At 60.8% G+C, this 25,967-nt stretch carries 26 protein-coding genes and 1 riboswitch; of the genes, 12 read left to right on the top strand and 14 right to left on the bottom strand.

Annotated features, from left to right (window positions below; translation table 11 throughout):
• Positions 1-49: 49 nt before the first annotated feature.
• Positions 50-1,006, bottom strand: a complete 957-nt coding sequence (locus CFBP5499_RS08735; RefSeq protein WP_080824815.1) for a transketolase family protein — start codon at positions 1,004-1,006, stop codon at positions 50-52.
• The gene (locus tag CFBP5499_RS08730; protein ID WP_080824816.1) at positions 1,006-1,815 is read right to left on the bottom strand and encodes a transketolase; all 810 of its coding nucleotides are present in this window, start codon (positions 1,813-1,815) and stop codon (positions 1,006-1,008) included. Before CFBP5499_RS08730 ends, CFBP5499_RS08735 begins: the two co-directional genes overlap by 1 nt.
• Before the next feature lie 229 nt (positions 1,816-2,044).
• Here CFBP5499_RS08730 and CFBP5499_RS08725 point away from each other — a divergent pair, with 229 nt between their 5' ends.
• The 4 genes from CFBP5499_RS08725 to CFBP5499_RS08710 all read left to right on the top strand — a co-directional run bounded on the left by CFBP5499_RS08725 (position 2,045) and on the right by CFBP5499_RS08710 (position 6,489).
• Complete coding sequence (locus CFBP5499_RS08725; protein ID WP_080824817.1) at positions 2,045-3,025, top strand: ABC transporter permease; 981 nt, start codon at positions 2,045-2,047, stop codon at positions 3,023-3,025.
• A 132-nt stretch (positions 3,026-3,157) separates the two neighbouring features.
• Positions 3,158-4,087, top strand: a complete 930-nt coding sequence (locus CFBP5499_RS08720; protein WP_080824818.1) for a sugar ABC transporter substrate-binding protein — start codon at positions 3,158-3,160, stop codon at positions 4,085-4,087.
• Between the two features lie 120 nt (positions 4,088-4,207).
• Entirely contained in the window at positions 4,208-5,686 is a 1,479-nt protein-coding gene (locus CFBP5499_RS08715; protein ID WP_080824819.1) for a sugar ABC transporter ATP-binding protein, read from the top strand.
• Positions 5,687-5,700: 14 nt separating this feature from the next.
• Positions 5,701-6,489: an SDR family oxidoreductase gene (locus tag CFBP5499_RS08710; protein WP_060726654.1), complete on the top strand. Its 789-nt coding sequence runs from the start codon at positions 5,701-5,703 to the stop codon at positions 6,487-6,489.
• Positions 6,490-6,809: 320 nt separating this feature from the next.
• Here the strand turns inward: CFBP5499_RS08710 and ribB are convergent, their stop codons facing one another.
• The 4 genes from ribB to CFBP5499_RS08685 all read right to left on the bottom strand — a co-directional run bounded on the left by ribB (position 6,810) and on the right by CFBP5499_RS08685 (position 9,582).
• Entirely contained in the window at positions 6,810-7,451 is a 642-nt protein-coding gene (ribB, locus tag CFBP5499_RS08700; RefSeq protein WP_080824820.1) for a 3,4-dihydroxy-2-butanone-4-phosphate synthase, read from the bottom strand.
• A 120-nt stretch (positions 7,452-7,571) separates the two neighbouring features.
• A riboswitch (FMN riboswitch) is annotated at positions 7,572-7,721 on the bottom strand.
• A 160-nt stretch (positions 7,722-7,881) separates the two neighbouring features.
• The gene (locus CFBP5499_RS08695; protein ID WP_080824821.1) at positions 7,882-8,589 is read right to left on the bottom strand and encodes a TIGR02281 family clan AA aspartic protease; all 708 of its coding nucleotides are present in this window, start codon (positions 8,587-8,589) and stop codon (positions 7,882-7,884) included.
• Positions 8,586-8,777 carry a DUF1289 domain-containing protein gene (locus CFBP5499_RS08690; protein ID WP_080824822.1) on the bottom strand — a complete coding sequence of 64 codons (192 nt, stop codon included), beginning with the start codon at positions 8,775-8,777 and terminating at the stop codon, positions 8,586-8,588. Before CFBP5499_RS08690 ends, CFBP5499_RS08695 begins: the two co-directional genes overlap by 4 nt.
• A 19-nt stretch (positions 8,778-8,796) precedes the next feature.
• Positions 8,797-9,582: an adenosylcobinamide-GDP ribazoletransferase gene (locus CFBP5499_RS08685; RefSeq protein ID WP_080827277.1), complete on the bottom strand. Its 786-nt coding sequence runs from the start codon at positions 9,580-9,582 to the stop codon at positions 8,797-8,799.
• Between the two features lie 152 nt (positions 9,583-9,734).
• Here CFBP5499_RS08685 and cobT point away from each other — a divergent pair, with 152 nt between their 5' ends.
• Positions 9,735-10,769 (top strand): nicotinate-nucleotide--dimethylbenzimidazole phosphoribosyltransferase, encoded by a 1,035-nt coding sequence (cobT, locus tag CFBP5499_RS08680; protein WP_080824823.1) that lies wholly within the window; start codon positions 9,735-9,737, stop codon positions 10,767-10,769.
• A gap of 8 nt (positions 10,770-10,777) precedes the next feature.
• Positions 10,778-11,182, top strand: coding sequence for a diacylglycerol kinase (locus CFBP5499_RS08675; protein WP_080824824.1), 405 nt, complete (start codon positions 10,778-10,780; stop codon positions 11,180-11,182).
• 16 nt (positions 11,183-11,198) lie between these two features.
• Here CFBP5499_RS08675 and pdhS2 read toward each other — a convergent pair whose 3' ends face one another.
• On the bottom strand, positions 11,199-12,734 hold the full coding sequence (pdhS2, locus tag CFBP5499_RS08670) for a two-component system sensor histidine kinase PdhS2 (protein WP_080824825.1): 1,536 nt from the start codon (positions 12,732-12,734) through the stop codon (positions 11,199-11,201).
• A gap of 107 nt (positions 12,735-12,841) precedes the next feature.
• Here pdhS2 and CFBP5499_RS08665 point away from each other — a divergent pair, with 107 nt between their 5' ends.
• The 4 genes from CFBP5499_RS08665 (at position 12,842) to CFBP5499_RS08650 (ending at position 15,892) form a co-directional block, all read left to right on the top strand.
• Complete coding sequence (locus tag CFBP5499_RS08665) at positions 12,842-13,435, top strand: thermonuclease family protein (protein ID WP_175416664.1); 594 nt, start codon at positions 12,842-12,844, stop codon at positions 13,433-13,435.
• Positions 13,428-14,081: a uracil-DNA glycosylase family protein gene (locus CFBP5499_RS08660; protein WP_080824826.1), complete on the top strand. Its 654-nt coding sequence runs from the start codon at positions 13,428-13,430 to the stop codon at positions 14,079-14,081. The genes CFBP5499_RS08665 and CFBP5499_RS08660 overlap by 8 nt, the downstream gene beginning before the upstream one ends.
• Positions 14,082-14,151: 70 nt before the next feature.
• Positions 14,152-14,640 (top strand): Lrp/AsnC family transcriptional regulator, encoded by a 489-nt coding sequence (locus tag CFBP5499_RS08655; protein ID WP_003507846.1) that lies wholly within the window; start codon positions 14,152-14,154, stop codon positions 14,638-14,640.
• A gap of 286 nt (positions 14,641-14,926) precedes the next feature.
• A complete protein-coding gene (locus tag CFBP5499_RS08650; RefSeq protein ID WP_080827279.1) occupies positions 14,927-15,892 on the top strand; it encodes an aliphatic sulfonate ABC transporter substrate-binding protein in 966 nt (321 codons plus the stop codon).
• Between the two features lie 151 nt (positions 15,893-16,043).
• On the opposite strand, the gene CFBP5499_RS08645 is transcribed toward CFBP5499_RS08650, so the two are convergent.
• From CFBP5499_RS08645 to CFBP5499_RS08625, 5 genes are all read right to left on the bottom strand, one after another.
• On the bottom strand, positions 16,044-16,868 hold the full coding sequence (locus CFBP5499_RS08645) for a class I SAM-dependent DNA methyltransferase (RefSeq protein WP_080824827.1): 825 nt from the start codon (positions 16,866-16,868) through the stop codon (positions 16,044-16,046).
• 84 nt (positions 16,869-16,952) lie between these two features.
• Positions 16,953-17,219 carry an usg protein gene (locus CFBP5499_RS08640; protein ID WP_080827280.1) on the bottom strand — a complete coding sequence of 89 codons (267 nt, stop codon included), beginning with the start codon at positions 17,217-17,219 and terminating at the stop codon, positions 16,953-16,955.
• Between the two features lie 168 nt (positions 17,220-17,387).
• A complete protein-coding gene (locus CFBP5499_RS08635; RefSeq protein ID WP_080824828.1) occupies positions 17,388-18,218 on the bottom strand; it encodes an ABC transporter permease in 831 nt (276 codons plus the stop codon).
• The gene (locus CFBP5499_RS08630) at positions 18,215-19,018 is read right to left on the bottom strand and encodes an ABC transporter permease (RefSeq protein ID WP_080824829.1); all 804 of its coding nucleotides are present in this window, start codon (positions 19,016-19,018) and stop codon (positions 18,215-18,217) included. The genes CFBP5499_RS08635 and CFBP5499_RS08630 overlap by 4 nt, the downstream gene beginning before the upstream one ends.
• A gap of 112 nt (positions 19,019-19,130) precedes the next feature.
• A complete protein-coding gene (locus tag CFBP5499_RS08625) occupies positions 19,131-19,904 on the bottom strand; it encodes an ABC transporter substrate-binding protein (RefSeq protein WP_080824830.1) in 774 nt (257 codons plus the stop codon).
• Between the two features lie 345 nt (positions 19,905-20,249).
• Between CFBP5499_RS08625 and CFBP5499_RS08615 the strand changes: the two genes are divergently transcribed.
• A complete protein-coding gene (locus tag CFBP5499_RS08615) occupies positions 20,250-22,508 on the top strand; it encodes an OmpA family protein (protein ID WP_080824831.1) in 2,259 nt (752 codons plus the stop codon).
• 196 nt (positions 22,509-22,704) lie between these two features.
• Entirely contained in the window at positions 22,705-23,859 is a 1,155-nt protein-coding gene (locus CFBP5499_RS08610; RefSeq protein ID WP_080824456.1) for an IS4 family transposase, read from the top strand.
• Between the two features lie 196 nt (positions 23,860-24,055).
• Here CFBP5499_RS08610 and CFBP5499_RS08605 read toward each other — a convergent pair whose 3' ends face one another.
• A complete protein-coding gene (locus tag CFBP5499_RS08605) occupies positions 24,056-24,979 on the bottom strand; it encodes a pseudouridine-5'-phosphate glycosidase (RefSeq protein WP_080824832.1) in 924 nt (307 codons plus the stop codon).
• Between the two features lie 29 nt (positions 24,980-25,008).
• Positions 25,009-25,950 carry a carbohydrate kinase family protein gene (locus CFBP5499_RS08600; protein WP_080824833.1) on the bottom strand — a complete coding sequence of 314 codons (942 nt, stop codon included), beginning with the start codon at positions 25,948-25,950 and terminating at the stop codon, positions 25,009-25,011.
• Positions 25,951-25,967: the final 17 nt, after the last annotated feature.

Here is a 25,967-nt window from a genome sequence, read left to right as displayed (position 1 = left end):
AAGAAGTCGCCGCGCATCCGAAGACACGCGACGACCCTGGGAGGAGACCTTATTTTCTCTTGATCAGTGCTTCAGCCGCGTCCGCAATGGCCACGGGCGTCATGCCGAATTCATCGAGCAGCCATTCGGCCGAACCGGTATGGGCGAAGACACCGGGAACGCCGAGGCGCTTCATCGGCACGGGGGAATGATCGACCACGACTTCGGCGACGGCCGAGCCGAGGCCGCCGAAGATCGAATGTTCTTCGGCCGTGAGGATCGCGCCAGTTTCCTTGGCTGCGGCGACAATGGCCGCCTCGTCAATGGGACGCACGGTCGCCATGTTCAGCACCCGCGCCTTGACGCCACGGCTCAACAGGATGTCGGCAGCCTTGACGATGCGGTGGGTCAGCGTGCCGTTGGCGATCAGCGTTACGTCGGAACCTTCGCGCAGAAGATTGGCGCGGCCGAGTTCGAAGACATGGCCTTCCGGCAGAAGATCCGGCACGCCAACGCGCGACAGGCGCAGGAAGCAGGGGCCGGCATATTCGGCCGCCCATTTGACGGCTGCTGCCGTTTCGATGCGGTCGCAGGGGGCGATGACCGGCAGGTTCGGCAGAACGCGGGTCCAGGCGAAGTCCTCGATGGAGTGATGCGTCGGTCCCAATTCGCCATAGGCCATGCCCGAGGAGATGCCGATCAGTTTCACATTGGCGTTGGAATAGGCAAGGTCGGCCTTGATCTGTTCCAGTGCGCGGCCGGTGAGGAAGCAGGATGCGCCACAGACGAAGGGCAGCTGCCCGCCATTGGCGAGGCCTGCGCCGACGCCGACCATGTTCTGTTCGGCGATGCCGACATTGACAAGCCGCTCGGGGAATTTCGACTTGAAGCCGCCGAGCTTGGAGGAGCCGACCGAATCGTTGCAGACGGCGACGACCTTGTCGTTGGCGGCGGCGAGTGCTTCCAGCGTTTCGGCGAAGGCATCGCGGCAGTCATAAAGTTTGGCGGCGGTTACGGGCGCGTTCATCACAATGCCTCCGAAAGTTCTTTGACGGCAATTTCATATTGTTCTTTGCTCGGAACCTTATGGTGCCAATCGACGCGGTCCTGCATGAAGGAAATGCCGTGACCCTTGTTGGTGTGGGCGACGATGCAGTGCGGACGGTTGCCGCGATGCTCCAGCGCCGGAACAACTTCCGCCATGGCGTTGCCGTTGATTTCGCTGACTTCCCAGCCGAAAGCCTCAAGCTTGGGGCGAAGCGGCGCGACATCGTTGGTGTCGGCAAGGGCGGCGCCCTGCTGGAAACGGTTGTGGTCGATGATCAGGGTCAGATTGTTCAGCTTGAACTGCGCGGCGGACATAATGGCTTCCCAGTTGGAGCCTTCCTGCATCTCGCCGTCGCCGGTCATCACATAGGTGTGGTAGTCCGCGCCCGAAAGCTTGGCCGCCGTGGCCATGCCGACGGCGACGGGCAATCCGTGGCCGAGCGGGCCGGTATTGGTTTCGACGCCAGGCACCTTGTTACAGTTCGGATGGCCGTTGAGGCGCGAATTCGGCTGCAGGAAGGTGGAGATTTCCTCTTCCGGAATGAAACCGCGTTTGGCCAGCGTCACGTAAAGCGCGCAGGCCGTATGGCCCTTCGAAAGCACGAAACGGTCGCGGGCAGGGTTCCTGGGATCATCCGGCCAGATGCGCAATACGCGGAAATAAAGGGCCGTCATGATGTCGATAGCGGACATTTCGCCGCCGACATGGCCGGCGCCGGCTTCGAAAACAGCCTGTACGTCGCGAAGGCGAATCTGGCGCGCAATGCGCTCTAGCTCTGTGGGCTGCATGGGATCCTCTTCAAAACATGCGTGTGAATATTTATACAGCTGTTTATATAATTGCAGACATGGCGTTTCTGTCAAGATGAAATTGCGGATTGTTTATGGCCCTGTCGTCTCTGTCTGGCGTCAGCGCCCTATTGACAAGGTTCTCTTAACTGGCTTATGCATGTTTCACCGATGATGAATAATTATTCTAATCGGTTTAAAAAATGCAAGACAGTCATCGGGAGGAGCCATGTCCGCGCTTGAACGCAATGAGGGGGTCACGAACACCAGGAGCCCGCTTGCCTGGCTGAGCGGCGCGACCGGGCCTCTTTTGGGCCTGCTGCTGCTCTGCGTGTTTCTGACTTTCGCCAGCGAGAACTTCCTGTCGCTTCGAAACGGGCTCAACATTCTCGACCAGATCACCGTTCTCGGCATCATGGCCGTTGGCATGACTTTCGTGATCCTGCTCGGCGGCATCGACCTTTCTGTCGGTTCGGTGCTGGCGCTGTCGATGATGATCATGGGCTGGACTGCCAATGTCGCGGGAATGCCAATGGGAATGGCGATCGTGCTGGCGCTTGTTGCGTCTGCCGCCTGCGGCCTTGTGGTCGGTATTCTCGTCACGGCTTTCCGGGTGCCGGCCTTCATTGCCACGCTTGCGATGATGTCTGTGGCGCGCGGTCTCGCCAACATGATCACGGACGGCCAGCAGATCGTCGGTTTCCCTGACTGGTTCATGATGCTGGCGATTGAGCGCCATTTCGGCGTGTTGACGGCAACCGTGCTGCTGATGCTCGTGGTGGTTCTGGTGACGTGGCTTTTCCTGCGTTTCCGCTCGGAGGGCCGTACCGTCTATGCTGTTGGCGGTAACCCTGAAGTGGCGCGTCTTGCCGGCATCAACGTGCCACTGGTGACGATCTGCGTTTATGTCGCCTGTGCAGTTCTTGCCGGTCTGGCGGGCATTGTGCTGGCGGCGCGTCTCGACTCGGTGCAGCCGTCCAGCGGCTTCGGTTACGAGCTGGATACGATTGCAGCCGTCGTCATCGGTGGAACCTCGCTTTCGGGCGGTGCAGGCGGCATCGGCGGAACGCTCATCGGCGTTCTGATCATCGGTGTGCTGCGCAACGGCCTCAACCTGCTCAATGTTTCTCCCTTTCTCCAGCAGGTCATTATCGGTGTGGTCATCGTGCTGGCCGTGGGTGCTGAAACATTGCGCCGCCGCAGAAGCTGAATTTGCCTACGGACGGTGATGAGCCGTCCGCGCAATAAAAGACCCTCCCGGCATGGGAGGCGTGAAAAACGGCCGGAGGGGAGGAGGTTTGATCTGCCCGAAGGTCAAAAATCAACAAATGGAGGAATAATCATGAAATTTTCACGCATTCTGCTCACATCCGCCGCCCTTCTTGCCCTGTCTCTCGGCCAGGCTAATGCCGCCGAAGTCAAGAAGATCGGCCTTGCGGTCGCCAATCTGCAGGCGAACTTCTTCAACCAGATCAAGCAGGCCGTCGAAGCCGAAGCCAAGACGCGCGGCATTTCTGTCGTCACTGTCGATGCCAAGGGCGACGGCCCGACGCAGGTGAACCAGATCCAGGATCTGCTGACCCAGAACATCGATGCGCTGATCTACATTCCGGCCGGTGCCGCCGCTGCGACCGTTCCGGTAAAGCTTGCCAAGGCCGCCGGCGTTCCCGTCATCAACATCGACCGCAATGCCGATGGCGCGCCGGGCGATACTTTCCTCGCCACCGATTCCGTCGCTTCCGCCAAGGGCGTTTGCGACTACATCATCAAGCAGGCCGGCGGTTCGGGCAAGATGGTCATCATCCACGGCCAGAAGGGCACGACGCCAGAAGTCGATCGCACCAAGGGCTGCATGGAATCGGTCAAGGCCAATTCCGGCGTGAAGGTCGTTGCCGAACAGTGGTCCAACATGTGGAGCCAGGATGAAGGCTTCCAGATCATGCAGAACATGCTGCAGGCCAATCCTGACGTCTCCATCGTCTTTGCGCAGGCAGACGGTCTGGCGCTTGGCGCGGCGCAGGCGATCAAGGTTGCCAATCCCTCGCAGAAGATCGTCGTCGGCGGCTTCGATGGCGATACGGCAGCCCTTGAAGCGCTGAAGAACGGCGTCTTCGACGTGACCGCGACGCAGCAGACCCAGAAGATGGGCCGCACGGCTGTCGAAATGGCCGTCAAGATCGTCGGCGGTGAGAAGGTTCCGGCTGTGCAATTGTCCGACGCGACGCTGACGACCAAGGAAAATGTTGAAGGCTTCATCGCCAACCATCCCTGATCCATCTGCCCCGCGCGTCCAACCGGATGCGCGGGGCATTCATTGGTTTGTCTCTACGCAATTTTTGGACACAAAGCCGTGGTGCATGTCAGCCGCGATTGCGTCCTGGGAGGTCCCGTCATGCGCGAGCCGGTTCTTTCGCTACGTGGCATCAGCAAACGTTACGGTCCGCTCGAGGTTCTGAAAGCCGTCGATCTCGACGTCTATCCCGGAGAAGTGGTGGCGTTGCTGGGTGAAAACGGCGCGGGCAAGTCCACGCTGTCCGGCATCATTGCCGGCTCCCGCGAGCCGTCCGAGGGCAAGATGACGTGGCTCGGGCAGCCTTACGCGCCCGCATCGCCGCGTGAGGCGATCGACAAGGGCATCGTTCTTATTCATCAGGAATTGAAGCTTCTGTCGGAGCTTTCCATTGCCGAAAACGTCTTCATTGGCCGCTGGCCGATGAAAAATGGCGTGATCGACCGCGCCGAGATGGTGCGGAGAGCCCAGCAGCAGCTGGCGCGCCTCAACCTGCATATTCCCGCAACGCGCAAGGTGGCTGGCCTTTCGACCGCCAACCAGCAGCTGATCGAAATCGCCAAGGCGCTGGCGCTCGATGCCAAACTTCTGATCCTCGACGAGCCGACGGCGGCACTTGGCGGCGCGGAAACGCAGGCGCTGTTTGAGCAGGTGCGCAAGCTGCGCGCCGAAGGCGTGGGCATCATCTACATTTCCCACCGGATGGAAGAGATCAAACAGATCACCGACCGTATCGTCGTGTTGCGCGATGGCGAGCGGGTGCATGAATTTGCCGATAGCGCGACGCCGGTACGTACCATCGTCGAAAGCATGGTCGGCCGCTCACTGGAGCGCCTGTTCCCGGCGTTGCCGGAACCGCAGGACAAGGTCGTGCTGCAGGTAAAGGGGCTGACCGGCGCGAACAATGCCTTCCGTGACATCAGCTTCGGCGTGCGTGCCGGCGAAATCCTCGGCATTGCCGGTCTTATCGGCGCGGGACGCACCGAGCTGGTGCGGGCGATTTCCGGTGCCGACCCAACGAGCGCCGGGGAGGTTCTGCTTGACGGCAAGGTGCTTTCGCTGAAAAGCCCGGCGGATGCTATCGCCAAGGGCATCGTCATGGTGCCGGAAGACCGCAAATTGCAGGGGCTGGTGGTGGAGCACGAGATCGGTGAAAACCTGATCTATGCCAATCTCGACCGCGTCGGCACCGGCTGGATCACGCCACGGATCAAGCGTGCCTTTACCAGGGAAGCAATCGCCAAATTCGGGGTGAAGGGCCGCAGTGAACAGCCGGCGTCCGATCTTTCCGGTGGCAACCAGCAGAAGGTGGTCATCGCCAAATGGCTTGCCCGCAATCCTCGCGTGGTGGTGCTGGATGAGCCGACCCGCGGTATCGATGTCGGCGCGCGGGCGGGCATATACGATATCATCGTCGGTCTGGCGAAAGATGGTGTCGCCGTCATCGTCGTCAGTTCCGATCTCGAGGAAGTGCTGGGCGTATCGAACCGCATCCTCGTGCTTGCGCAGGGAAAACAGGCCGGCATCCTCAGCCGTGACGACGCAAACGACGTCTCGGTCATGGAACTGGCGACTATCTGAAGAAGGAAATAAAGATGTCCACCATCACCCTCAACGCGCCGAAATTGTTCGATCTTTCCGGACAGGTGGCGCTCGTCACCGGGGCCGGCTCCGGCATCGGCCAGCGCATCGCCATGGGGCTTGCCCAGTCCGGCGCCAATGTCGCGCTGCTTGATCGCCGCACCGATGACGGTCTGGCGCAGACGGCCGATTTCATTGCCAAAGCTGGCCGCAAATCGATCCAGATCGCCGCCGATGTCACCAGCAAGCAGGCGCTGACCGATGCGGTCGCCCGCACGGAAGCAGAACTCGGTGCGCTTTCGCTCGCCGTCAATGCGGCCGGCATCGCCAATGCCAATCCGGCTGAGGAGATGGAGGAAAGCCAGTTCCAGACGATGATGGACATCAATCTGAAGGGCGTTTTCCTCTCCTGCCAGGCGGAAGCCAACGCCATGCTGAAGAACGGCCGTGGCGCGATCGTCAACATTGCCTCCATGTCCGGCGTCATCGTCAATCGCGGGCTGATGCAGTGCCACTACAACGCCTCGAAGGCGGGCGTCATCCACATGTCGAAATCCATGGCGATGGAGTGGGTGGGCCGCGGCATCCGCGTCAACACCATCTCGCCGGGTTACACCGCAACGCCGATGAATACGCGGCCGGAGATGGTGCACCAGACCAAGCTCTTTGAAGAGCAGACGCCGATGCAGCGCATGGCAGGCGTGGACGAAATGGTCGGCCCGGCGATCTTCTTGCTCTCCGATGCGGCGAGCTTCGTGACGGGCGTTGATTTGCTGGTGGATGGCGGTTTCTGCTGCTGGTAGGGTTTGGCACCTTAGCCCAGCTTCAACGGCTGATGAAGTCTGCAAAGTTCACGGCCGTCATCCTCGGGCTTGTCCCGAGGATCTGCAAGGTATTGATTTCATTCGACGTGTTTAGATCCTCGGCACGGGGCCGAGGATGACGTCGAGAGGATGCGCATCCTTTGCCACTCGCTTCGAGGCGACAGCAGGTTCCACGAAAATCCAAACGGAACAGCCGTGAGACTAGTCTGAGGATGACGTTGCGTAAGAGGTAGGGTCTACTTCAAATTTTACGCCCGGCTTGCGCCGGGCGTTTTCGTATTCGCAAAAGACGCGAACGATCAAGCCACCTGCTTCTGCGCCACTTCCTCGACAACCTCGCCCTTGAGATAAGAAACGAGGTCCTTGATCGTCACGACGAGCAGGCCGTGGCGTTCGGCGAAGACTTCGAGCTGGGGCAGGCGGGCCATGGTGCCGTCGTCGTTGGCGACTTCGCAGATGGTGCCGGACGGGAATTTCCCGGCAAGGCGGCAGAGGTCCACGGCGGCTTCCGTGTGGCCGGTGCGGCCGAGAACGCCTTCAGGATTGGCACGCAGCGGGAAGATATGGCCGGGGCGGGCGAAATCTTCCGGGCGCGATCCTTCCGATACCAGCGCACGCACGGTCTTTGCCCGGTCGGCGGCAGAAATGCCTGTCGTGGTGCCGGGAATATAGTCCACCGACACGGTGAAGGCCGTCTTGAGGGATTCGGTATTGCGCGACACCATCAGCGGAATGTCGAGCGCATCGAGACGCTCGCCCGGCATGGCGACGCACACCAGCCCGCGTGCATGGTTCATCATGAAGGCGATCTGCTGTGGAGTGATGCTGTCGGAAGCGGCGATGATATCGCCTTCGTTTTCGCGGTCTTCATCGTCAACCACAATCACCATCTCGCCACGGGAAATGGCGTCGATCGCGTCTTCAATTCTAGCAATGGTCATTTTCTATCAAGCCTTTCAAGGGTTATGCCGGTTTGCGGCATTTTCGCGCTTCAAGAAGCGCCAAATATCCCTTGGGCGAACAATGCAATGCGAAGCCCACTACGCGCGGGCGTCTTTATGCCTTGTCCTCTTCCATCCGGACTATACCGTCGGCTCCGGCCTCTCACCGGATCTGCTGACCTTCCGGCTTTGGAGACCGGAAGCGCTCGCGGGCTCCGGGAAAATCCCGATACCGCCGGTGGGGAATTGCACCCCGCCCTGAGAACAATGACAACATAAATTATCAAATAGGAAGGAATCAAGAGGCAATGCTGTGCCATGGCAGGTCGGCGCGAAAAGAACATCTCGATTATAGTTGCAACGGGGTATTTCCTTTCAACGATTGTGGCTCGCGCAAAATCCGGATGGTGAACCTAAAAGGGGATGAGGTTCAACGGTCGCGTAGCCGCAATTCGTCGGTCTGCATCTGCAGCGAACCGAGCGTCGAGAGGAAGCTCATGCCGAGCAGGCTCTGGCCCAGTTGCCCGTCCTTCGCAACGAGGGCGGGAATGTCGCGTCTGGCGATCGGGCCGATGCCGATTTCGGACAGGGTGACGGGCGCCGCTGCCGTGCGGCCGTTCGCGGTCATGACAGGCACGGTGTAACGCAGGCCCGTCGTATCGATGCCAATCGCGGCCGCATCGGCATTGGCGAGCACGACCGAACTCGCGCCGGTATCGACCAGCATGTGGATCGTCTTGCCTTCGACGGTGACATTCGCCTCGAAATGGCCGCTCATCGATTTGTGCAGCACGATTTCCTGTTCGCCGCCCGATGTCGTCACCACCACGGCGCGGCCCGGTATCAGGCCGCTCAGCAAGCGGTCGCTAAAGGATTGCAGGTCGTAGCGATAGAGATAGAGCGAGGCGAGACCGAGGATGATGACGAGCCAGGCAGCAAGCTGGCGGATGACAGTGCCGAAGCTGCCGCGCCTTCCTGCCAATATGCCGGCGGACAGGAGACCGGCGATGGGCAGAAGATAAAGGACGTGGGCGAATTGATCATTATCAATACCGAGTGTTCGGCCGCCGTCGTGATTGATGAGCAGCAGGCCAAGGCCGACGGCGAGCAGAAGGAGAACGATGGTCAGTCTGTTCATGCGGTATGTGTCTCCTTGGCGCTCTCGTTCAAATTTTCCAGTCTCTGCGGCAGTGCCCGCATGATCGTGCGGCGCTTCTCGTCGCTATAACCTGCCCAGCCGCCGATTTCGCCCAGCGTGCGGCCGCAGCCGATGCAGAGGCTGTTGGTCGCGTCCAGGCGGCAGATATGGATGCAGGGTGTTTCCATGATGATCTATATCAGGCTGTCATGCCGCAAGAGCAAGGGCGACGAGAGTAACGATCTCCGTGATCTGCTGGCAGGCGCCGATGGTGTCGCCGGTATGGCCGCCGATCTTCCTGTCGCAGAGCCTGCCGAACAGCACCGCCGCGAGGAAGGCGGCGGCCAGCACAAATGCAATGGCGACAAGCGGCAGGGCGTGCAGCGTGAAAAGCAGGAAGATCAGCAAACCCGTCACCAGCGCGATGTTGCGTTCGCTTTCGCCCGGCTGGCCGGCATTTGCCGCAATGCCGGAGGTCTTGGCGGCGGGAAGGGCTTGCCAGTGCCACACCATCAGGGCGCGGCTGAGGACGAGCGCGGCGATCAGGCAGGCGGCGGCGGTTTTTCCAGGAAGAGTCTCAAGCAGGGATGCGAGTGCTGTGGCACGCAACGCAAAGGAAAGAACCATGGCGATGGTGCCATAGCTGCCGATGCGGCTGTCCTTCATGATCTCGAGCGTGCGGGCCCTGTCCTTGCCGCTGCCGAAACCGTCGGCCATGTCGGCCAGCCCGTCCTCATGCAATGCGCCTGTCATGAGCGCCGTCAGGCCGATGGCGAGCCAGCCCGTGAGCTGCGGCGATGCATCGAAACCGGCGAAAATCACCACCAGGAAAGCGGCGGGCAGGGCGATCAGCAGACCGGCAGCGGGAAAGGCGCGGGCGGTGCGGCGCATCGACACGCCGTCGGTATTGTCGAAAAACCGCGAAGGAACCGGCAGGCGGCTGAGAAAGGCGAGGGAATGCATGACATCTGTTACAAAATCCCCGGCCTTCATGCTCTCTCCGTTGCAGTCGCTGCATTTCCGGTTGTTCCGCGGCGCTTCCGCGATTATGAGAGGCGCAACAAAGACCGATTTGCCGGAAAACACAAGTTCCGGACGCATGAGCCGATGCGACAGCCAACCCGGCTACGAAAGAGACCGACACCATGAGCATGAGCGGATTGCCCTTCGACGATTTTCGCGCGCTGTTGCGCGAGCTTCCCGGCCCGGATACGCACGCGCTTGTGGCGGCCAAGGAGCGCAACGCGCAACTAACCAAGCCTGCAGGTTCGCTCGGCCGTCTGGAAGAAATCGCCATGTGGCTCGCCGCCTGGTCCGGCCGTTCGCCCGCCGTCACTCGCCCGCTGGTGGCGATTTTTGCTGGCAATCACGGCGTCACCCGGCACGGCGTTACGCCCTATCCGACATCTGTTACACAGCAGATGGTCGAAAATTTCGCCGCAGGTGGTGCCGCCATCAACCAGATCTGCGTTGCCAATGATCTCGGCCTCAAAATCTTCGACCTGGCGCTCGATTATCCGACCGGCGACATCACCTGTGAGCCGGCTCTTTCGGAGCGTGACTGTGCCGCCACCATGGCCTTCGGCATGGAGGCGATTGCCGGCGGCACTGATCTTCTCTGCGTCGGTGAAATGGGTATCGGCAACACCACCATTGCTGCGGCGATCAATCTCGCGCTTTACGGCGGCACGGCGGAAGAATGGACCGGTCCCGGCACCGGTTCGGAAGGCGAAGTCATGGCCCGCAAGATCGCGGCGGTGAAGGCTGCGGTGGAGTTCCACAAGGACCACCTGTCCGATCCGCTGGAAATCATGCGCCGCCTTGGCGGCCGCGAGATCGCGGCGATTGCTGGCGCCATCCTTGCCGCCCGTGTGCAGCGCATCCCCGTGCTGATCGACGGTTATGTGGCAACGGCCGCTGCCGCTCTCTTGAAGGCCGCCAATTCTTCGGCGCTCGACCATTGCCTGATCGGCCACGTCTCGGGCGAGCCTGGCCATCTCGCTGCCGTCGAAAAGCTTGGCAAGACGCCGCTTCTGGCGCTTGGCATGCGGCTTGGTGAAGGGACTGGTGCAGCACTTGCCGCCGGCATCGTCAAGGCCGCCGCAGCTTGCCATTCCGGCATGGCGACGTTCGAGGCGGCGGGTGTGGATACCCGCATCAGCTCGCACACCGAGCATTGAGGTCAAAGATGGACGCGACGCCGCAAAGACCGCAACCGGACCCCGCCTTTCGCAAGGAAAAAGGCTGGCGGCATCTTTTCGCCGCCGCGCGTTATTCCGTGCAGGGGCTTGGCCGGCTGTGGCAGGAAGCGGCGTTCCGCCACGAGGTTCTCGCCTTCGGCGTGGGGCTCGCCCTGCTTCTTGTTGTGGGCGCGCCCTTTGCGCATCTTCTCGTCCTTACTGTGCTGATGCTGCTGTTGTTTTCGGTTGAGGCGTTGAATACGGCCATCGAAGAGCTGGTGGATCGCATTTCACCGGAAATTTCCTCGGTCGGGCGGCATGCCAAAGATCTCGGCTCCTTTGCCGTCTTCTGCCTGTTGATGGCAAACGGATTTTTTGTGCTGTATTCGCTGGTGACGTCGCTGTTCTTCTAGCAGGTGTCTTTGCGGCTCAAGCGAAAGACCGGCGGCGTGGCTGGATGGCGTGGGTTTCTTCCACCGCAGGCAGGCTTTGCAGCACGCGCTTTGCCGGCAGAATGGCGATGCCTTCCGTGCCTTCGCGCAACTTCGATTTCAGGATGAACTGGCCATCATGCTTGGCGAGGATGGCCTGAACGATGGGCAGGCCAAGGCCCGTTCCCTGTTCCGCGCTCTTGATCGCGATCGATCCCTGCCCGAAGGCCGACAGCACCACGGGAATCTCATCTTCGGGAATGCCGGGGCCGTTATCCCTGATAGAGACATATTGCCCTCCGCCTGCCGTCCAGCCCGCCTTCACGAGGATTTCGCCACCCTGCGGGGTGAATTTCACGGCATTGGAGAGCAGGTTGAGAATGACCTGGCGGATGGATTTCTCATCGGCCCAGACCTGCGGCAGGCTGGCTTCGAACTGCTGGGAAATCCTGATGTTCTTCGCGCGGGCGCGCAGCTGGATCATGCCGATGCAATCCTCGGCGATTTCCAGCATGGAGATGGATTCCTCGTTGAGATCGTAGCGGCCGGCCTCGATGCGCGAGAGGTCGAGGATTTCGTTGATGAGATCGAGCAGATGCTGGCCGGAGCGATGGATATCGCCGGAATATTCCTTGTAGAGCGGATTGTTGAGCGGGCCGAGCACCTCTGAGGACATGACCTCGGAAAAGCCGAGGATGGCGTTGAGCGGGGTTCTGAGCTCGTGCGACATGGAAGCGAGAAAGCGCGATTTTGCCAGATTGGCCTCTTCGGCGCGCCGCCGCGCTTCGTCGGACACTGAATTGGCGACTTCGAGTTCGGCGATCAGGTCGTCCTTTTCCGTCTGCGAGGAGAGGAGCTTGATGCTGGTCTGGTAAAGCCGACTGGTGATGCGATGACAGAAGAGGATCGCCATGCCGAACATCAGCGCCAGACCGACATCAAAGGGGTCCCGCGAAATAGCCGACGTGATGCAAAGTGCGGCCAGTACCGGCAGGAAGGTCATGAAGGTTGCCCGCCGCAACATAAAATTGGCCATGGCGGTGAGCGAAAGCGCGATCAGCAGCGTTGCGCCCTTGAAGAAAAGAACGAGCGTCGGGTCGTTGCGCACCGGCTCGGCCAGTGCGAACATGGCCCAGGCGCAGCCGATGAGGATCTGCATGGCGAGAAAGAGGTTTTTCCAATGCTGGAGATTTTCGTCCGTGATCTCCTGTTTGGCGGCCCGTTTCGCCAGCACCAGCGACATGGCGTGAAAGCTCAACGCAATCAGCGACCATATGATCAGGCTGATATCGCGGGTGATGTAAAGGCCGATGATGGAGGCAAGCACGATGAAAAGCGGCATGATCATCGCGCCCTGCAGGGCTTCGGCGATGTGCATGGTCAGCATTTCGCGTTCATAGGCTTCGTTTCCGCCTGCTCCCTGCTGCAGGCGTTCACGCGTCGTCTTCACCGTGTCGAAAACCGCCTTGTTGCGGTGTTTTTTCGAACGGTCGACGATGATCTTGTCGGTGGACGTGCTGACGCTTTTACTCATTGTTACAACGCAGGTGACATGAACCCTTGCAGGCTACGCCCAAAATCTTAAGAAGATGCTGCCGTGAAAGGATTTGTTTGCCATTTCTGACAAGGGTTTGTTGTGACATGAGACGAAATGGAGGCAGGCGCGGGCGTTTTTCGGCAATTCGCGACGGCGGGCTTTTTCTCGCCACGGTTTTTTTCGGCATTCTCATTGCCGCCAAGCTCGACCAGATCAACAGCGAGACCCATGTCGGCCGTTTCTTCGTGATCGATGGCGATACGCTTTCCAAGGGAGACGAACGCTTCCGGCTGCTCGGCATCGATGCGCCGGAGCTTGCGCAGACATGCCTGCGCGGCGGTGAGAGCTGGCCCTGCGGGGTGGAGGCGCGCGGGGCGCTGCAACGGCTGGTGACGGCGCGGGATTTCTCCTGTTCCGGCAGCTCGAGGGACCGTTACGGGCGACAGCTCGTTTATTGTACGGCTGATGGCAAGGATGTGTCCTCGGAAATGGTCTCGGCGGGCTTTGCCGTCGCATCAGGTTATTTCCAGTTTTCCGCCGAGCAGGCGAGGGCACGGCGGGAGGAGCGGGGTATCTGGGCCGGAGAATTCGAAAAACCCTCCGAGTGGCGTCGTGAGCACCGGGCAGCGGATCTGGAAACGCCGGCAGCGGGCTTTTTGACCGTCATCCGCCATCTTCTGGGGTGGGATCATGGCTGAGGCAGAGCGATCCCAGTGGTTACTGAATGACAGGCTGGATGGGCTGCGTGGCGAGATCGCCCGCTGTCGTCTCTGTCGCGACGCACCGCTGAAGGGAATGGCTGATCGCCTGCCGCATGAACCGCGGCCGGTGGTCGTGATCTCGACGAAGGCTAAAATTCTGATCGCCGGGCAGGCGCCGGGGCTGCGTGTGCACGAAACCGGCATACCCTTCAACGATGCCTCTGGCGACAGGCTGCGGCAATGGCTCGATGTCGATCGGGAGACGTTCTACGACCCGGACCGTTTCGCCGTCGTGCCCATGGGTTTCTGTTTTCCCGGTTATGATGACAAGGGGGGCGATCTGCCGCCACGGCGGGAATGTGCGCCCTTATGGCGTGAGCGGGTGATGACGGCAATGCCGCAGGTGGAGCTGATCCTGGCTATCGGACAATATGCGCAGGCTTTTCACCTCGGCGAAAGGCGGCATAAAACCATGACCGAAACGGTGCAGAACTGGCGCAGCTACCTCCATGCCAATTCCGGCCCCGGCATTTTGCCTCTGCCGCATCCGAGTTGGCGCAACACGGGCTGGCTGAAAAAGAACCCGTGGTTCACGTACGAGCTGCTTCCGGTTCTACGACAACATGTGGAAATGCGAGTTTAGTGAAACAATTTTCTGTTTTTCTGTAAAAATTAGTGTATTGAAAGGAAATTAATTCAGGAGGATAGACGCATTGGATCGCCTAGACCGTAAGATTTTGCGCATTCTGCAAGAGGATTCCACGCTGGCCGTTGCCGATCTGGCGAAAAAGGTCGGCCTCTCCACGACGCCCTGTTGGCGGCGTATCCAGAAGATGGAGGAAGACGGCGTTATCCGCCGGCGTGTGGCCTTGCTCGATCCCGTGAAGGTCAACACCAAGGTCACGGTTTTCGTCTCCATCCGCACCGCTTCGCACTCCATCGAGTGGCTGAAGCGTTTCTCCGAGGTGGTTTCCGAGTTTCCTGAGGTCGTTGAGTTCTACCGTATGAGCGGCGATGTCGACTATCTGCTACGCGTCGTTGTGCCTGATATCGCGGCCTATGACGCCTTCTACAAGCGGATGATCGCCAAGATCGAAATCCGCGACGTGTCCTCCGCCTTTGCCATGGAGCAGATCAAATATACGACGGAACTGCCGCTCGATTACATGCTGCTGGATAATCCCAAATCCGGCGAAGAATGATCCGCCGCTGATCAGGTTTTTGATCGATGCCCTTTCCGGTCGCCGGGGAGGGCATTTTTATTTAGGGCACGCTTTCCCCCATTGATCTGGCGCGCGAGTGGCCGATCCTACCGGAAGGTCATCCGATATGCATCATGAAGGCACGACAATCTTATTCCGCCCTATCAGGCAAATTCGCACATTCAATTCTCTCCACGCCGTATCCGCGCAAAGTGGGATTTTGATAAAATCCCTCGAATATCTACGCTTTTAATATCTGATGATGGCAACAGCGAGGGATATCGATATGATCACACGACGCGGAACATTGGGACTGCTTGCAGGTGCGACGGGGGCGGTGTTTCTGCCGCATATCCGCCGCGCTTCGGCCGCGACGACCACATTGCGGATCGGCTGGCAGAAGAATGGCGTGATTGCGCTGGCGAAAAGCCAGGGTGCGCTGGAGGCCTTGTTGAAGGATCGCGGCATCGAGGTCAAATGGTCGGAGTTTTCCTCCGGGCCGCCGCTGCTCGAAGCGCTGGGCGCAGGCGCGCTGGATATCGGGCCGACCGGCGATGTGCCGCCGCTTTTCGCGCAGGCCGCCGGCGGTAATCTGCGTTACGTCGGCACCTACAAGGCAGCGGCCGGCGGGTCGGCCATCCTCGTGCAGAGGGATTCGCCGCTGAAGACACTGGAAGACCTGAAAGGCAAGAAGGTCGCCTTCAAGCGCGGCTCCAGCGCCCATAATGTCACCGTCAAGGCGCTGCGAAAGGCGGGGCTGACATTGGCCGACATCACGCCCGTCGATCTTGCCCCCCCGGATGCAGCCGCCGCCTTCCGTAGCGGCAGCATCGATGCATGGTCGATCTGGGATCCCTATTTTGCCGTGGCGGAAAAGGAGCCGACGACGCGGGTTCTTTCCACCGCAGAAGGCATTGTTGATCCCTGGAGCTATTTCCTCGCCAATGGCGACTTCGTTGAAGGCAATCCCGATCTCGTGCCGCTGATCCTCAAGGAACTCGCAAGTGTCGGCGCGAAGGCGCAGGCCAATATCGACGCGACCGCGAAGTCGCTGGCGGCGATCACGGGCGTTCCGGAGGATGTCACCAAGGTCTCGCTGACGCGACCGGGCGCCGATCTCGGGCGGGTGTCGCTGGTCCCGGATGAAGCCATCGCCTACCAGCAGGCGCTGGCCGACGAATTCTACGATCTGAAGATCGTGCCGAAGAAACTCAAGGTGACGGATATCGTCTGGCGGCCGAAGGCCAGCTGACGGGGCCGGAAAGCTGAATCTCTTCAACCTGCTGGCGGATGTTGCTGAGAGGTTGATTCAGGCAAAAGTCATGTGAGTCACATGGGGGCGGGCGAGTGCCGCTTGTTTCTTCTCCCCGGCGGGGAGAAGAAATCTGCCGCAATGCAGAGCTTTAGCCCTTGAGCTTAGCAATCACCAGATGACCGGGCGTCGGATTGCCGTCCTGCATGCGCACATTGATGTCGGTGACTTCGACGATCTCGAAACCGGTGGCGGCCAATCGTTCCCGCACGTAGGTTTCGGCATGGGCGAAACGCTGGTGCGGGCCGACCATATAGGGCCGTCCGGCCATGATGTCTCCGGGCAGGGTTTCCGACGAGAAGATCAGTAGGCCGCCGGCATTGAGGTTTTCGACGGCGCCGAAAAACAGCGGTTCCAGCGCGCCGAGATAGGGCAGCACATCGGTTGCGGTGATGATGTCGAAGGGCTCGTCGTCATTGTCCTCGAGAAAGTCCTCGGCTTCGGCGACGTAGAGCGTCTCGTAAAGGTCCTTCTCATGGGCGATCTCGACCATGTTTTCGGAAATGTCGATGCCGGTGATGTCGTCGGCCATATCGCGTAGCGCCTCGCCGGTCAGACCGGTGCCGCAGCCGAGATCGAGCAGACGCTTGAAAGGGCCGAGTTTTAGCGTCTGCAGCCGCTGGCGCACCATCATCGGCACGGCATAACCCAGCTGCTCGACAAGAATATCCTCGAAGGCTTCGGCATGCTGGTCGAACAGGGTTTCGACGTAAGCGTCGGGCGCTTTCGAGGGCTGTTCGCCGCGGCCCATGGCGGCAATGCGCACGGCTGCGCCGCCGTGATCGTCAGGGTCGATGGCCAGAACTTCCTCATAAGCCTTCACCGCCGCATCCACATCGCCGGCCTTTTCGAGCGACAGCGCGCGGTTATAGGCCTCGGCGAGCGCCTCTTCGTCGATCTTCTGGTTCTTGGTCATCGTGCCTTATCCGTCAACGTCTTCAATTGACGTTTGCTGTAAGCCGCATCGGGAACGGGCGCAATGTTTATGTGGGCTTGGTGCTCAGTGGAGGATGAACTCTCCTTTCAGCGCCCGCCATTCCTGCGCCGAGATAACCTGCCGGTGGACGTAGCGGACGGAATGCAGGGGACCGTCGAGCTTTTCCTGCCAGAATTTGAGAAAACCGTGCATTTCGGGGAAGTCCGGGGCCAGATCATAGTCCTGCCAGACATAGGTCTGGAGAACCAGCGGATGGTCCGGCAGGTGGTAGAATATCTGGGCGGTGGTGAGGCCGTAGCCTCGCAGCATCATTTCCATTTCCTTGTTCATGACGGCGGTTCCCGTATTCATGATTGCGATCACAGCATTGCCGCTGTATCTGACATGGGAACACGACAGGGTTAATCCAAGCTTGCCAAAGGCCCGAACCGTCACAAATTTGTTATATTTTTCAAAATGTTGGCAGCCTCTATTGATGAGTGCTGCCAATCTTGCCGTTCAGCGCTTGAGGTGTCGCGTCAGGCGAGCTTCCAGCCATGCCCAGACATGCCGCAGCGTTTCGACGATCGTCAGGTAGAAGATCGCGGCCCAGAGATAGGCCTGATAATCGAAGGTGCGGGAAAAGGCGTAACGGGTCTGTCCCATCAGGTCGAAAACCGTCACGATGGAGACCACCGCCGAGCCCTTGATCATCAGGATGATCTCGTTGCCATAGGGGCGCAGCGCCACGATCAGCGCCTGCGGCAGGATGACCTTGCGGAAGGTGATGAATTTCGAAATACCGAGCGAGGCCGCACCCTCGTGCTGGCCGCGCGGCACGCTCTGGATGGCGCCACGCAGGATTTCGGCCTGATAGGCGGCGGTGTTGAGCGTCAGCGACAGAAGGCCGCAATACCAGGCTTCGCGGAAGAACCACCACAGATCGACGGCTTCCAGCGCCGGGCGGAAGCTGCCAAGGCCGTAATAGATCAGGAAAAGCTGGGCCAGAAGCGGCGTGCTGCGGAACACATAGACATAGACATAAGCGACCGCGCCGATGATGCGGTTTTCCGACATGCGGGCAAAGGCGATCGGCACCGACAGGATCGCGCCGAGAATAATTGAGCTGCCGACCAGCGTGATGGTGGTGATGAGGCCATCGATGTAGCGTGGACCGTAACGTCCGAATTTATCCCAGTCCCAGCCTTCGATCATGGCGAAGATCAGCCCGGCGGCGAGCAGCAGCCACAGCGTGATGACGGCTATACCGACGATGCGGGAAAGATTAAGCGGCTTATCGGCGACAATGGGGGCGGGCCGCGGCGGAATGAGTTCCTGGATATGACTCATCGTCTGGCCTCCGATTTACGTGACCAGCGGTCGATGAAACCGATGCCGACGGACGATATGAGCGCGAGAATGAGATAAAGCAGGCAGGCGATGCCGTAGAAGAAGAAGGCTTCCTTGCTGACACGGGCGGCAATGCCGGTCTGGCGGATGATATCGGCAAGGCCAATGATCGAGACGTAAGAAGTGTCCTTCAGCAGGATCACCCAGAGATTGGTCATGCCGGGCAGGGCGATCCGCACGAGCTGCGGGATGATGATGAGCACCATGGTGCGGCCGCGGGAAAGACCAAGCGCATCACCCGCCTCATATTGCCCCTTCGGTATGGCCCTGAAGGCGGAAAGCAGCACTTCCGACGCATAGGACGAAAACACCACCGAGAGCGCCATCATGCCGGCCACGAAGGCGTTGATTTCGATGGGGCCGTTGAGGCCGACATAACCGGCCACCGATTGCAGCAGCATCTGGACGCCGTAATAGACGATGAAGAGCGTCAGCAGTTCCGGCAGGCCGCGGAAGATGGTGGTGTAGATGCCGGCCGCCAGCCGCAGCGATTTTTCCTGGGATTGGGCGGCAAGGGCGATGAGGAAGCCGATCAGCAGCCCGATAGGCAGGGTGGCGAGCGCCAGCGAGATCGTGACCTTGACGCCGAAGGCGATTTCATCGCCCCAACCCGCATCGCCGCAGGCGACCAGAGTGCCGTTTCCGAAAAGCGAGAAGAGACCGACCGGTCCGCAGAAGGGATCGAGAAGTGTCGAGACATAGGTCCAGAACGCACCTATGGCGGAAAATGCTCCGCTCATGCCAGTTTTCCCCCGCGGTCTTAAGCCGCCGTGATTGTTATCGTGACGTTTTCAAACAAAAATGGCGGAAGGGCAAGCCTTCCGCCACCAGATTTCAACAGATCGAACAGGCTCACTCGCCGTAAACGTCGAAATCGAAGTATTTTTTGTTGATCTCCTGATACTTGCCGCTGGCGCGGATACCGGCGATGGCGGCCGTGAACTTGTCGGCCAGCGCCGTATCGCCCTTGCGGACCGCAACGCCCGCGCCATTGCCGTTGATCTCGACATCGACCTTGAGCGGCGTCAGGATTTTGCAGCAGGCGCCGGCATCCGTCTTCAGCCATTCCGACAGCACGACAATATCGTCAATGACGGCGTCGATGCGGCCATTGGCGATGTCGAGCTTATATTCGTCGGCGGTCGGATACATCTTCACGTCAGCATCGGGGAAGTGCTTTTCGGCATAGTTGGAGTGGGTGGTGGAACCCTGCGCGCCCAGCGACTTACCCTTGAGATCGTCGAGGGACTTGATCGGCGAGTCCTTCGGCACGGCGATTGCCGGCGGGGTGTTGTAATATTTCTTGGAGAAGTCGACCTTCTGGAGGCGTTCCGGCGTGATCGACATGGACGCGATGATGGCGTCGAACTTCTTGGCCTGCAGGGCCGGAATGATGCCGTCCCAGTCATTGGTGACGAAGGTGCATTCGGCCTTCATTTGTTCGCACATCGCCTTGGCGATATCGATGTCGAAGCCGGTCAGCGTGCCGTCGGCTTCGAGATTGTTGAAGGGCGGGTAGGCGCCTTCGGTGCCGATGACGATCTTGTCCTGCGCAAGGGCTGCGCCTGACAACAGCGAGATGGCGGCAATCGATACGGCTGCGAGCAGACGGGTGGAAATAGGCATTTCGATCCTCTCTGTTGGTCGTTTATCCGCAGTCTGTTGTTATTTTCAGTGCGGACGCCATGGGCGCTGGGCGCGGCAGAACGGAGGATACCGCCTGTAGCCTTCAGCGCGGATGCGATTATTCATCCGGTTGGTCAAAAAATGCAACTGCTATATTAGTCGTCTCGTTTGCGCCGCAGAGCTTCCACGAAAAGGCCTTGATCTGTTCATTTCCGGTACACAAGGCTTTGGTCATCATGGGAACCGGAGCGTGTGTAAGGCGTTGAACAGCGCCTGCGTGCCAAGCCGGGCCCACGACGTCGCACAATTCGCGACCCATAAATGACGGCAGATGAGGAAGCACTGATGCTGAAGAAGAAAAACACATTGCTGACCGGGGTGGTTTTTCCGCTCATGTCTCTCGCGATCGCGGTTGAGCCAGCAGCGGCAGGTTTTGCCGGCGCAGCCCGCGCGCAGGCGCAGGTCTCGCAAACACTTCCCGGCCAGGTGATCCTGGCGCAGGCGGAACCGGCACAGGAAAACCCGGAAGAAGAGCTGCGCAAGAAGCGTCACCAGGCCGAGGAGGCGCAGCCGCAGGCCGAACCAAAACGCGAGGAACGCGCGCCCGAGCCGCAGCGCGAACCGGAACCCAAGCGTGAGGCAGCTCCCGCCGAACCCCGCCCTGAACCCAAACACGAAGCTCCGCCCGAGCCGCAGCAGCGCGAGGCGCGCCCGGAACCCGCGCCGGCACCTGCCGAACAGCCGCAGGAGCGTCCGCGCAAACCCGAACGTGCGCAGGAGCCGCAGGGCGAGGGCGAACAGCGCCCGGCACGCCAGCGGGAGGCCGCACCTGAAGCAGCGCCTGCCGAACAGCAGCCGCAGGAACGCCCGCGCAAGCCTCAAAAAGCGGAACAGCCGGCCGGCGAAGGCGAGCAGCGCCCGGAGCGTCCCCGCAAGGAGAAGGAGCCCGCGAAGGAACCCGCTGCCGAACAGCAGCCTGCCGCGCGCCCGGAAAATGCCGAGCAGCCCGCCAAGCCCCGTGAACCGGCACCCGCGAAGAAGCCGCAGGTAGAGGAAAAGGCTCCGGAACAGAAAGCCGAGCCGGTTGAAAAACCCGTTCCGGAGAAAAAGCCGGCAGCCCCCGAACCCGCCGTGAAGGAAGCACCGGTTCCGACGGAAGCGCCGACGCCCGCGCGTCCGCCGGCTCCCGAAGCACAGCCCAACCCTGCACCCGGCCGGCAGCCTTCCGAACAGCCGCCGGTAGAAGGCCAGGGTGGAACCAGGCCTGCCGCGCCGCTGCCGGGTGCGCCGACGCCGCCGCCGAGCGGTGCGACAACCGGACAGGCTCCGGCGGGCGAACCAGTGCCCAATCAGGTCGCCGTTCCGCAGACGGAAGCGCCGCCGACGACGAAGGAAGAACTGGACAAGGCCAAGGCAATCGCCAAGGACCCGTCCAAGACCGCCGACACCGTCATCCTGCCGGTTGACAAGGGTGCGGCCGTTCTCGACAGCGACAAGGAAGTGGAACGCTCCGGCAACCGCCAGACCCGCGAGGAACGTCGCCGCGAGCGTGAGCAGGCCGGTGACGTCAAGGTTCCGACCTCCGATGCCGAGGCGCAGCGCGCCGGTGCCGCCGAAGGCAAGGCCCCGCCACCGCCCGTGAAGCTGGAGGCGATCACCTCTCAGCAGGGCGAGCGCATCGACCGTCGTCCGCAATATGAGCGGCCGGACGGCGTGCGCGAATGGCAGCCGCGCGAAGGCCGCCCGCGCGACCGGGATCGTGACGGCGACGCGCCGATCATCCTGCAATTCGGCGATCGTGTCGTGGTGCGTGGCGATGACAATCAGCGCTTCATCCGCGATGGCGGCGAGCCCTATTACGAGCGCCTGCCGGGCGGTCGCGTCCGCGAAACCGTGGAACGCCGGGACGGCACGCAGGTTGTAACGATCCGCAACCGTTACGGCGATGTGATCCAGCGCTCGCGCATCGACGATCGCGGTCGTGAATATGTGCTGTTCTACGCACCGGAACTGATGGATGATCCTGATCGTGATTATGTCTATCGTGATCCCGGCCTCGACCTGCCGCCGATGCGCCTGCGCATCCCGGTGACGGACTACATCATCGACACGTCGAGCGATCCGGACCGCGATTATTATCGCTTCCTGGAGCAGCCGCCGGTCGAGCCGGTGGAGCGTGTCTATTCGCTGGACGAAGTGCGTTATTCGGCTCGTATCCGCGACAAGGTGCGCCGTATCGACCTCGATACGATTACCTTCGCGACCGGCAGCGCCGAAATTCCGATGGCGCAGGCCCGTTCGCTGCGCAAGGTGGCCGATGCGATCAACAAGGCATTGCAAAAGAACCCGGCGGAAACCTTCCTGATCGAAGGCCATACCGATGCCGTCGGTTCGGATGAAAGCAACCTCGTACTATCAGACGAGCGCGCCGCCTCCGTCGCCAACGTGCTGACCGATGTTTACGGCATCCCGCCGGAAAACCTCGCGACGCAGGGCTATGGCGAGCGCTACTTGAAGGTCCAGACGCTCGGCCCGGAACAGCAGAACCGCCGCGTGACCATCCGCCGCGTGACGCCGCTGGTGAAGCCGATCGCGCAGAACTGATCGGGTTCTGGACGAAAAACGAAGGCCCGGAAGCGCAAGCTCTCCGGGCCTTTTGGCGCTAGTGATCATGTTTGACGTCATCCTCGGGCTCGTCCCACTGCTGTCCGGTTTAAATTTGTAGACATGGCGCACGGTGTTGATTCTACTCGTATTCGAACGTTTGGCGACGATCTCGGACACGAACAGGAAAAACACCGTGCGGCACTACAATAGCGTATTCCACGATCTGTTGAAGCGGGTGGCGTGGAGCAGGTTCGACAGGCTTGTGGATGAGCATGGCGCCGACAAGCATGTGCGCCGGCTGTCAACGAAGAGCCAGTTCATCGCCCTGCTTTACGGCCAGTTGTCCGGAGCCGTCAGTCTGCGCGAGATCGTCGGCGGCCTCGAAAGCCATGCCGCGCGGCTTTATCACGTCGGTGCAAGGCCGGTGTCGCGCTCGACGCTGTGCGATGCCAATGCACGGCGCTCAAGCGAGGTCTTTGCCGGTCTGTTTCGCGAGATGGTCGCCCGCGCGGGCCGCGGGTTGCGCCGGTCGGTGTCGGAGGCCACCTATCTCATCGACGCGACCGGCGTTCGGCTGAGCGGAGCCGGGTGCGACTGGGCACGGTTTTCCCATCAGGCCTGCGGCGCCAAGGTTCACGTCGTCTACGACGCCGATGCCGAGCGACCGATCTATGCGGCGGTCACGCCCGCCAATGTCAACGACATCACAGCCGCCAAGGCCATGCCGATCGCGGCGGGTGCGACCTATGTGTTCGATCTTGGCTATTATGATTTCGGCTGGTGGGCGGCGCTCGACAAGGCCGGCTGCCGCATCGTCACGCGGTTCAAGTCCCATACGAAGCTGACCGTAACAAGCCAGCAAGCTGTCAGCGGCGATGGCATCGTCCTCTTCGATCGCATCGGGCTTCTGCCCGCCCGCATGGCGGCAAGCCGCCGCAATCGGTTTGGCGACCCCGTGCGGGAGATCACAGTCAGGACGCAGACGGGCAAGGTGCTGCGACTGCTGACCAACGATCTCGACGCGCCCGCACAGGAGATCGCCGATCTCTACAAACGGCGCTGGGCGATCGAACTGTTCTTTCGCTGGGTCAAGCAGACGCTGAGGATTCGGCATTTCCTTGGCAACAGCGAGAACGCCGTGCGCATTCAGATCGCCGTGGCGCTCATCGCCTATCTATTGTTGCGCATGGCGCAGGCAGACCAGAAACTCGTCCAAAGCCCACTGGCATTCGCACGCCTGGTGCGCGCCAATCTTATGCATCGCCGAAGAACCGACAGCCTCACAAGGCCGCCACCAGCGAAAACCGCCGATCCAAGACAGATGACACTTCTCGGAATGGAAATTTAAACCGGACAGCAGTGGGCTCGTCCCGAGGATCCAATCACGTCGCGTTAGTCGAAACGTGGCAGATGCTCGGGACAGGCCCGAGCATGACGAAGGAGAGGTCTGTAAAGACCTTCCAAACCCTGAAAAATCGTGAGTTTCCGGGCTTTTTTACCAGGCTTCTCTATGACCAAACGGAACGACGAGACGACGCGTCTCCTCAGCTCAACGCCACCGCAATTTCCGCTGCGAGCTGCGCATTGTTGCGCACCAGCGCGATATTGGTCTCCAGACTGCGGCCATCCGTCAGCCGGAAGATATCGCCGAGCAGGTAAGGCGTGACCGCCTTGCCGGTGACTTCGTCGCGCTCGGCATGGGAGATGGCGCGGTTGATGTAGATTTCCATTTCCTCGCGCGGAATTTCGTCTTCTTCCGGCACGGGATTGGCCACCAGCATGCCGCCATCGATGCCGAGCTGTTCGCGGGTCGCCTGGAAGTTGGCGATTGCCGCCGGGCTGTTCAGCGAGAGCGGGCTCGCCAAGCCGGAGGAGCGCGACCAGAAGGCCGGGAATTCTTCGGAGCCGAAGGTAATGACAGGCACGCCGTTGGTTTCGAGAACCTCGAGTGTCTTTGGAATATCGAGGATCGCCTTGGCGCCGGCGCAGACGACGATCACGCCGGTCTTGGCAAGCTCGGTCAGGTCGGCGGAGATGTCGAAGGTCTCTTCCGCGCCCTTGTGCACACCGCCGATGCCGCCGGTGGCGAAAACGCGGATACCGGCGCGGGCGGCGGCGATCATGGTGGCGGCGACCGTGGTGGCGCCGGTGCGGCGTTCGGCAATTGCAAATGCGATATCGGCGCGCGAGACCTTCATGGCATCGGTGGTCTGTGCGAGCGCCTCGAGCTGGTCTTTCTCAAGACCGATATGCAGGGTGCCGTGAATGACGGCGATGGTGGCCGGAACCGCACCCTGATCGCGGATGATCTGTTCGACGCTTTCCGCCATCTCGATATTGCCGGGATAGGGCATGCCGTGGGTGATGATGGTCGATTCGAGCGCGACGATCGGCGCACCGCGCTGCTTGGCGGCGGCTACTTCCTGAGAATAGACGATGGGCAGGAGCGGGGAGATGGGGCGGGTCATGTCATCTGTTCCAGTTTTTAAAAGCGGGTTCATGCCAGCATTTCGGCCTGGGGAACAAGCCCCAACATGGCTTCGACACTGTCTTTTGATAGGTCGTGGGAGGTGGCGAAGGGTGACTGCACGGTAATGGCCGCCGCCGCCGCCCCCTGTCTCAGGGCCTCCCCGATTGTTTTTCCCTCGGCAATGGCGGCGAGATAACCGGAGGCCATGGCATCGCCGGCGCCAGTGACGTCCTTCACCTCGCGGATGAGGGGCGGGTGGAGGATGGCTTTTTCCGTCCCGTTAAAGGCCACGACTTCGCTTGCGCCACGGGTGACAACACCGCCGGAAAGCCCGGCCTTGCGCAGAATATCCGGCCAGTCACGAACGTTTTCCGCCGTCTCGCCGGTGAGCGCGCGGGCTTCCGCCTCGTTCATGAAGAGGATGTCGATATCGCCGAGCGCCGCTTTCAGCTTCACCGCCTTGGCCGGTGAAATGGCGATGGCCGCCAGCGGCTTTTCGCAGGCCCGGGCAATGAGGCCAAGCGCCGTCAGTGTATCGTCAGGCAGATTGGCGTCGCAGAGCAGGATATCGCTTGATATGATCGCCTCGCGCACGCTGCGCACCTTCAGGCGGCGCGGCGTGAAGAGCTTGTAGAGGTCCATGTCGGCCAGCGCGATGACCAGATTGCCGTCACGCTCCAGAATGGCGGTGTAGCTTGGCGTGCGGCGATCGAGGAAAACGAAGGGCGTATCTTCCACGCCGGCCTGCCTTGCTGCCTCCGCCACGGCGTCGCCTGTCACGTCGCCACCGCGTGGCGCGATGATGCGGACCTCAAAACCGAGGCGTGCAAGATTGCGTGCGGCGTTGAAACCACCGCCGCCGGCCTCTTCCATCCAGGAGCCGGGATTGCTGGCGCCGTGCGCCGTCTCGGTCTCGATCATGCCGCGTCTGTCGATATGCGCGCCGCCCAGAACGAGTATTTTCTTCACGCTTGCGTTTCCCTCTC

It is taken from the genome of Agrobacterium tumefaciens, assembly GCF_005221325.1.
GTDB lineage: Bacteria > Pseudomonadota > Alphaproteobacteria > Rhizobiales > Rhizobiaceae > Agrobacterium.
The sequence above is the reverse complement of the archived record's forward strand: the minus strand, read 5'-3'. Positions and strand labels throughout refer to the sequence as shown.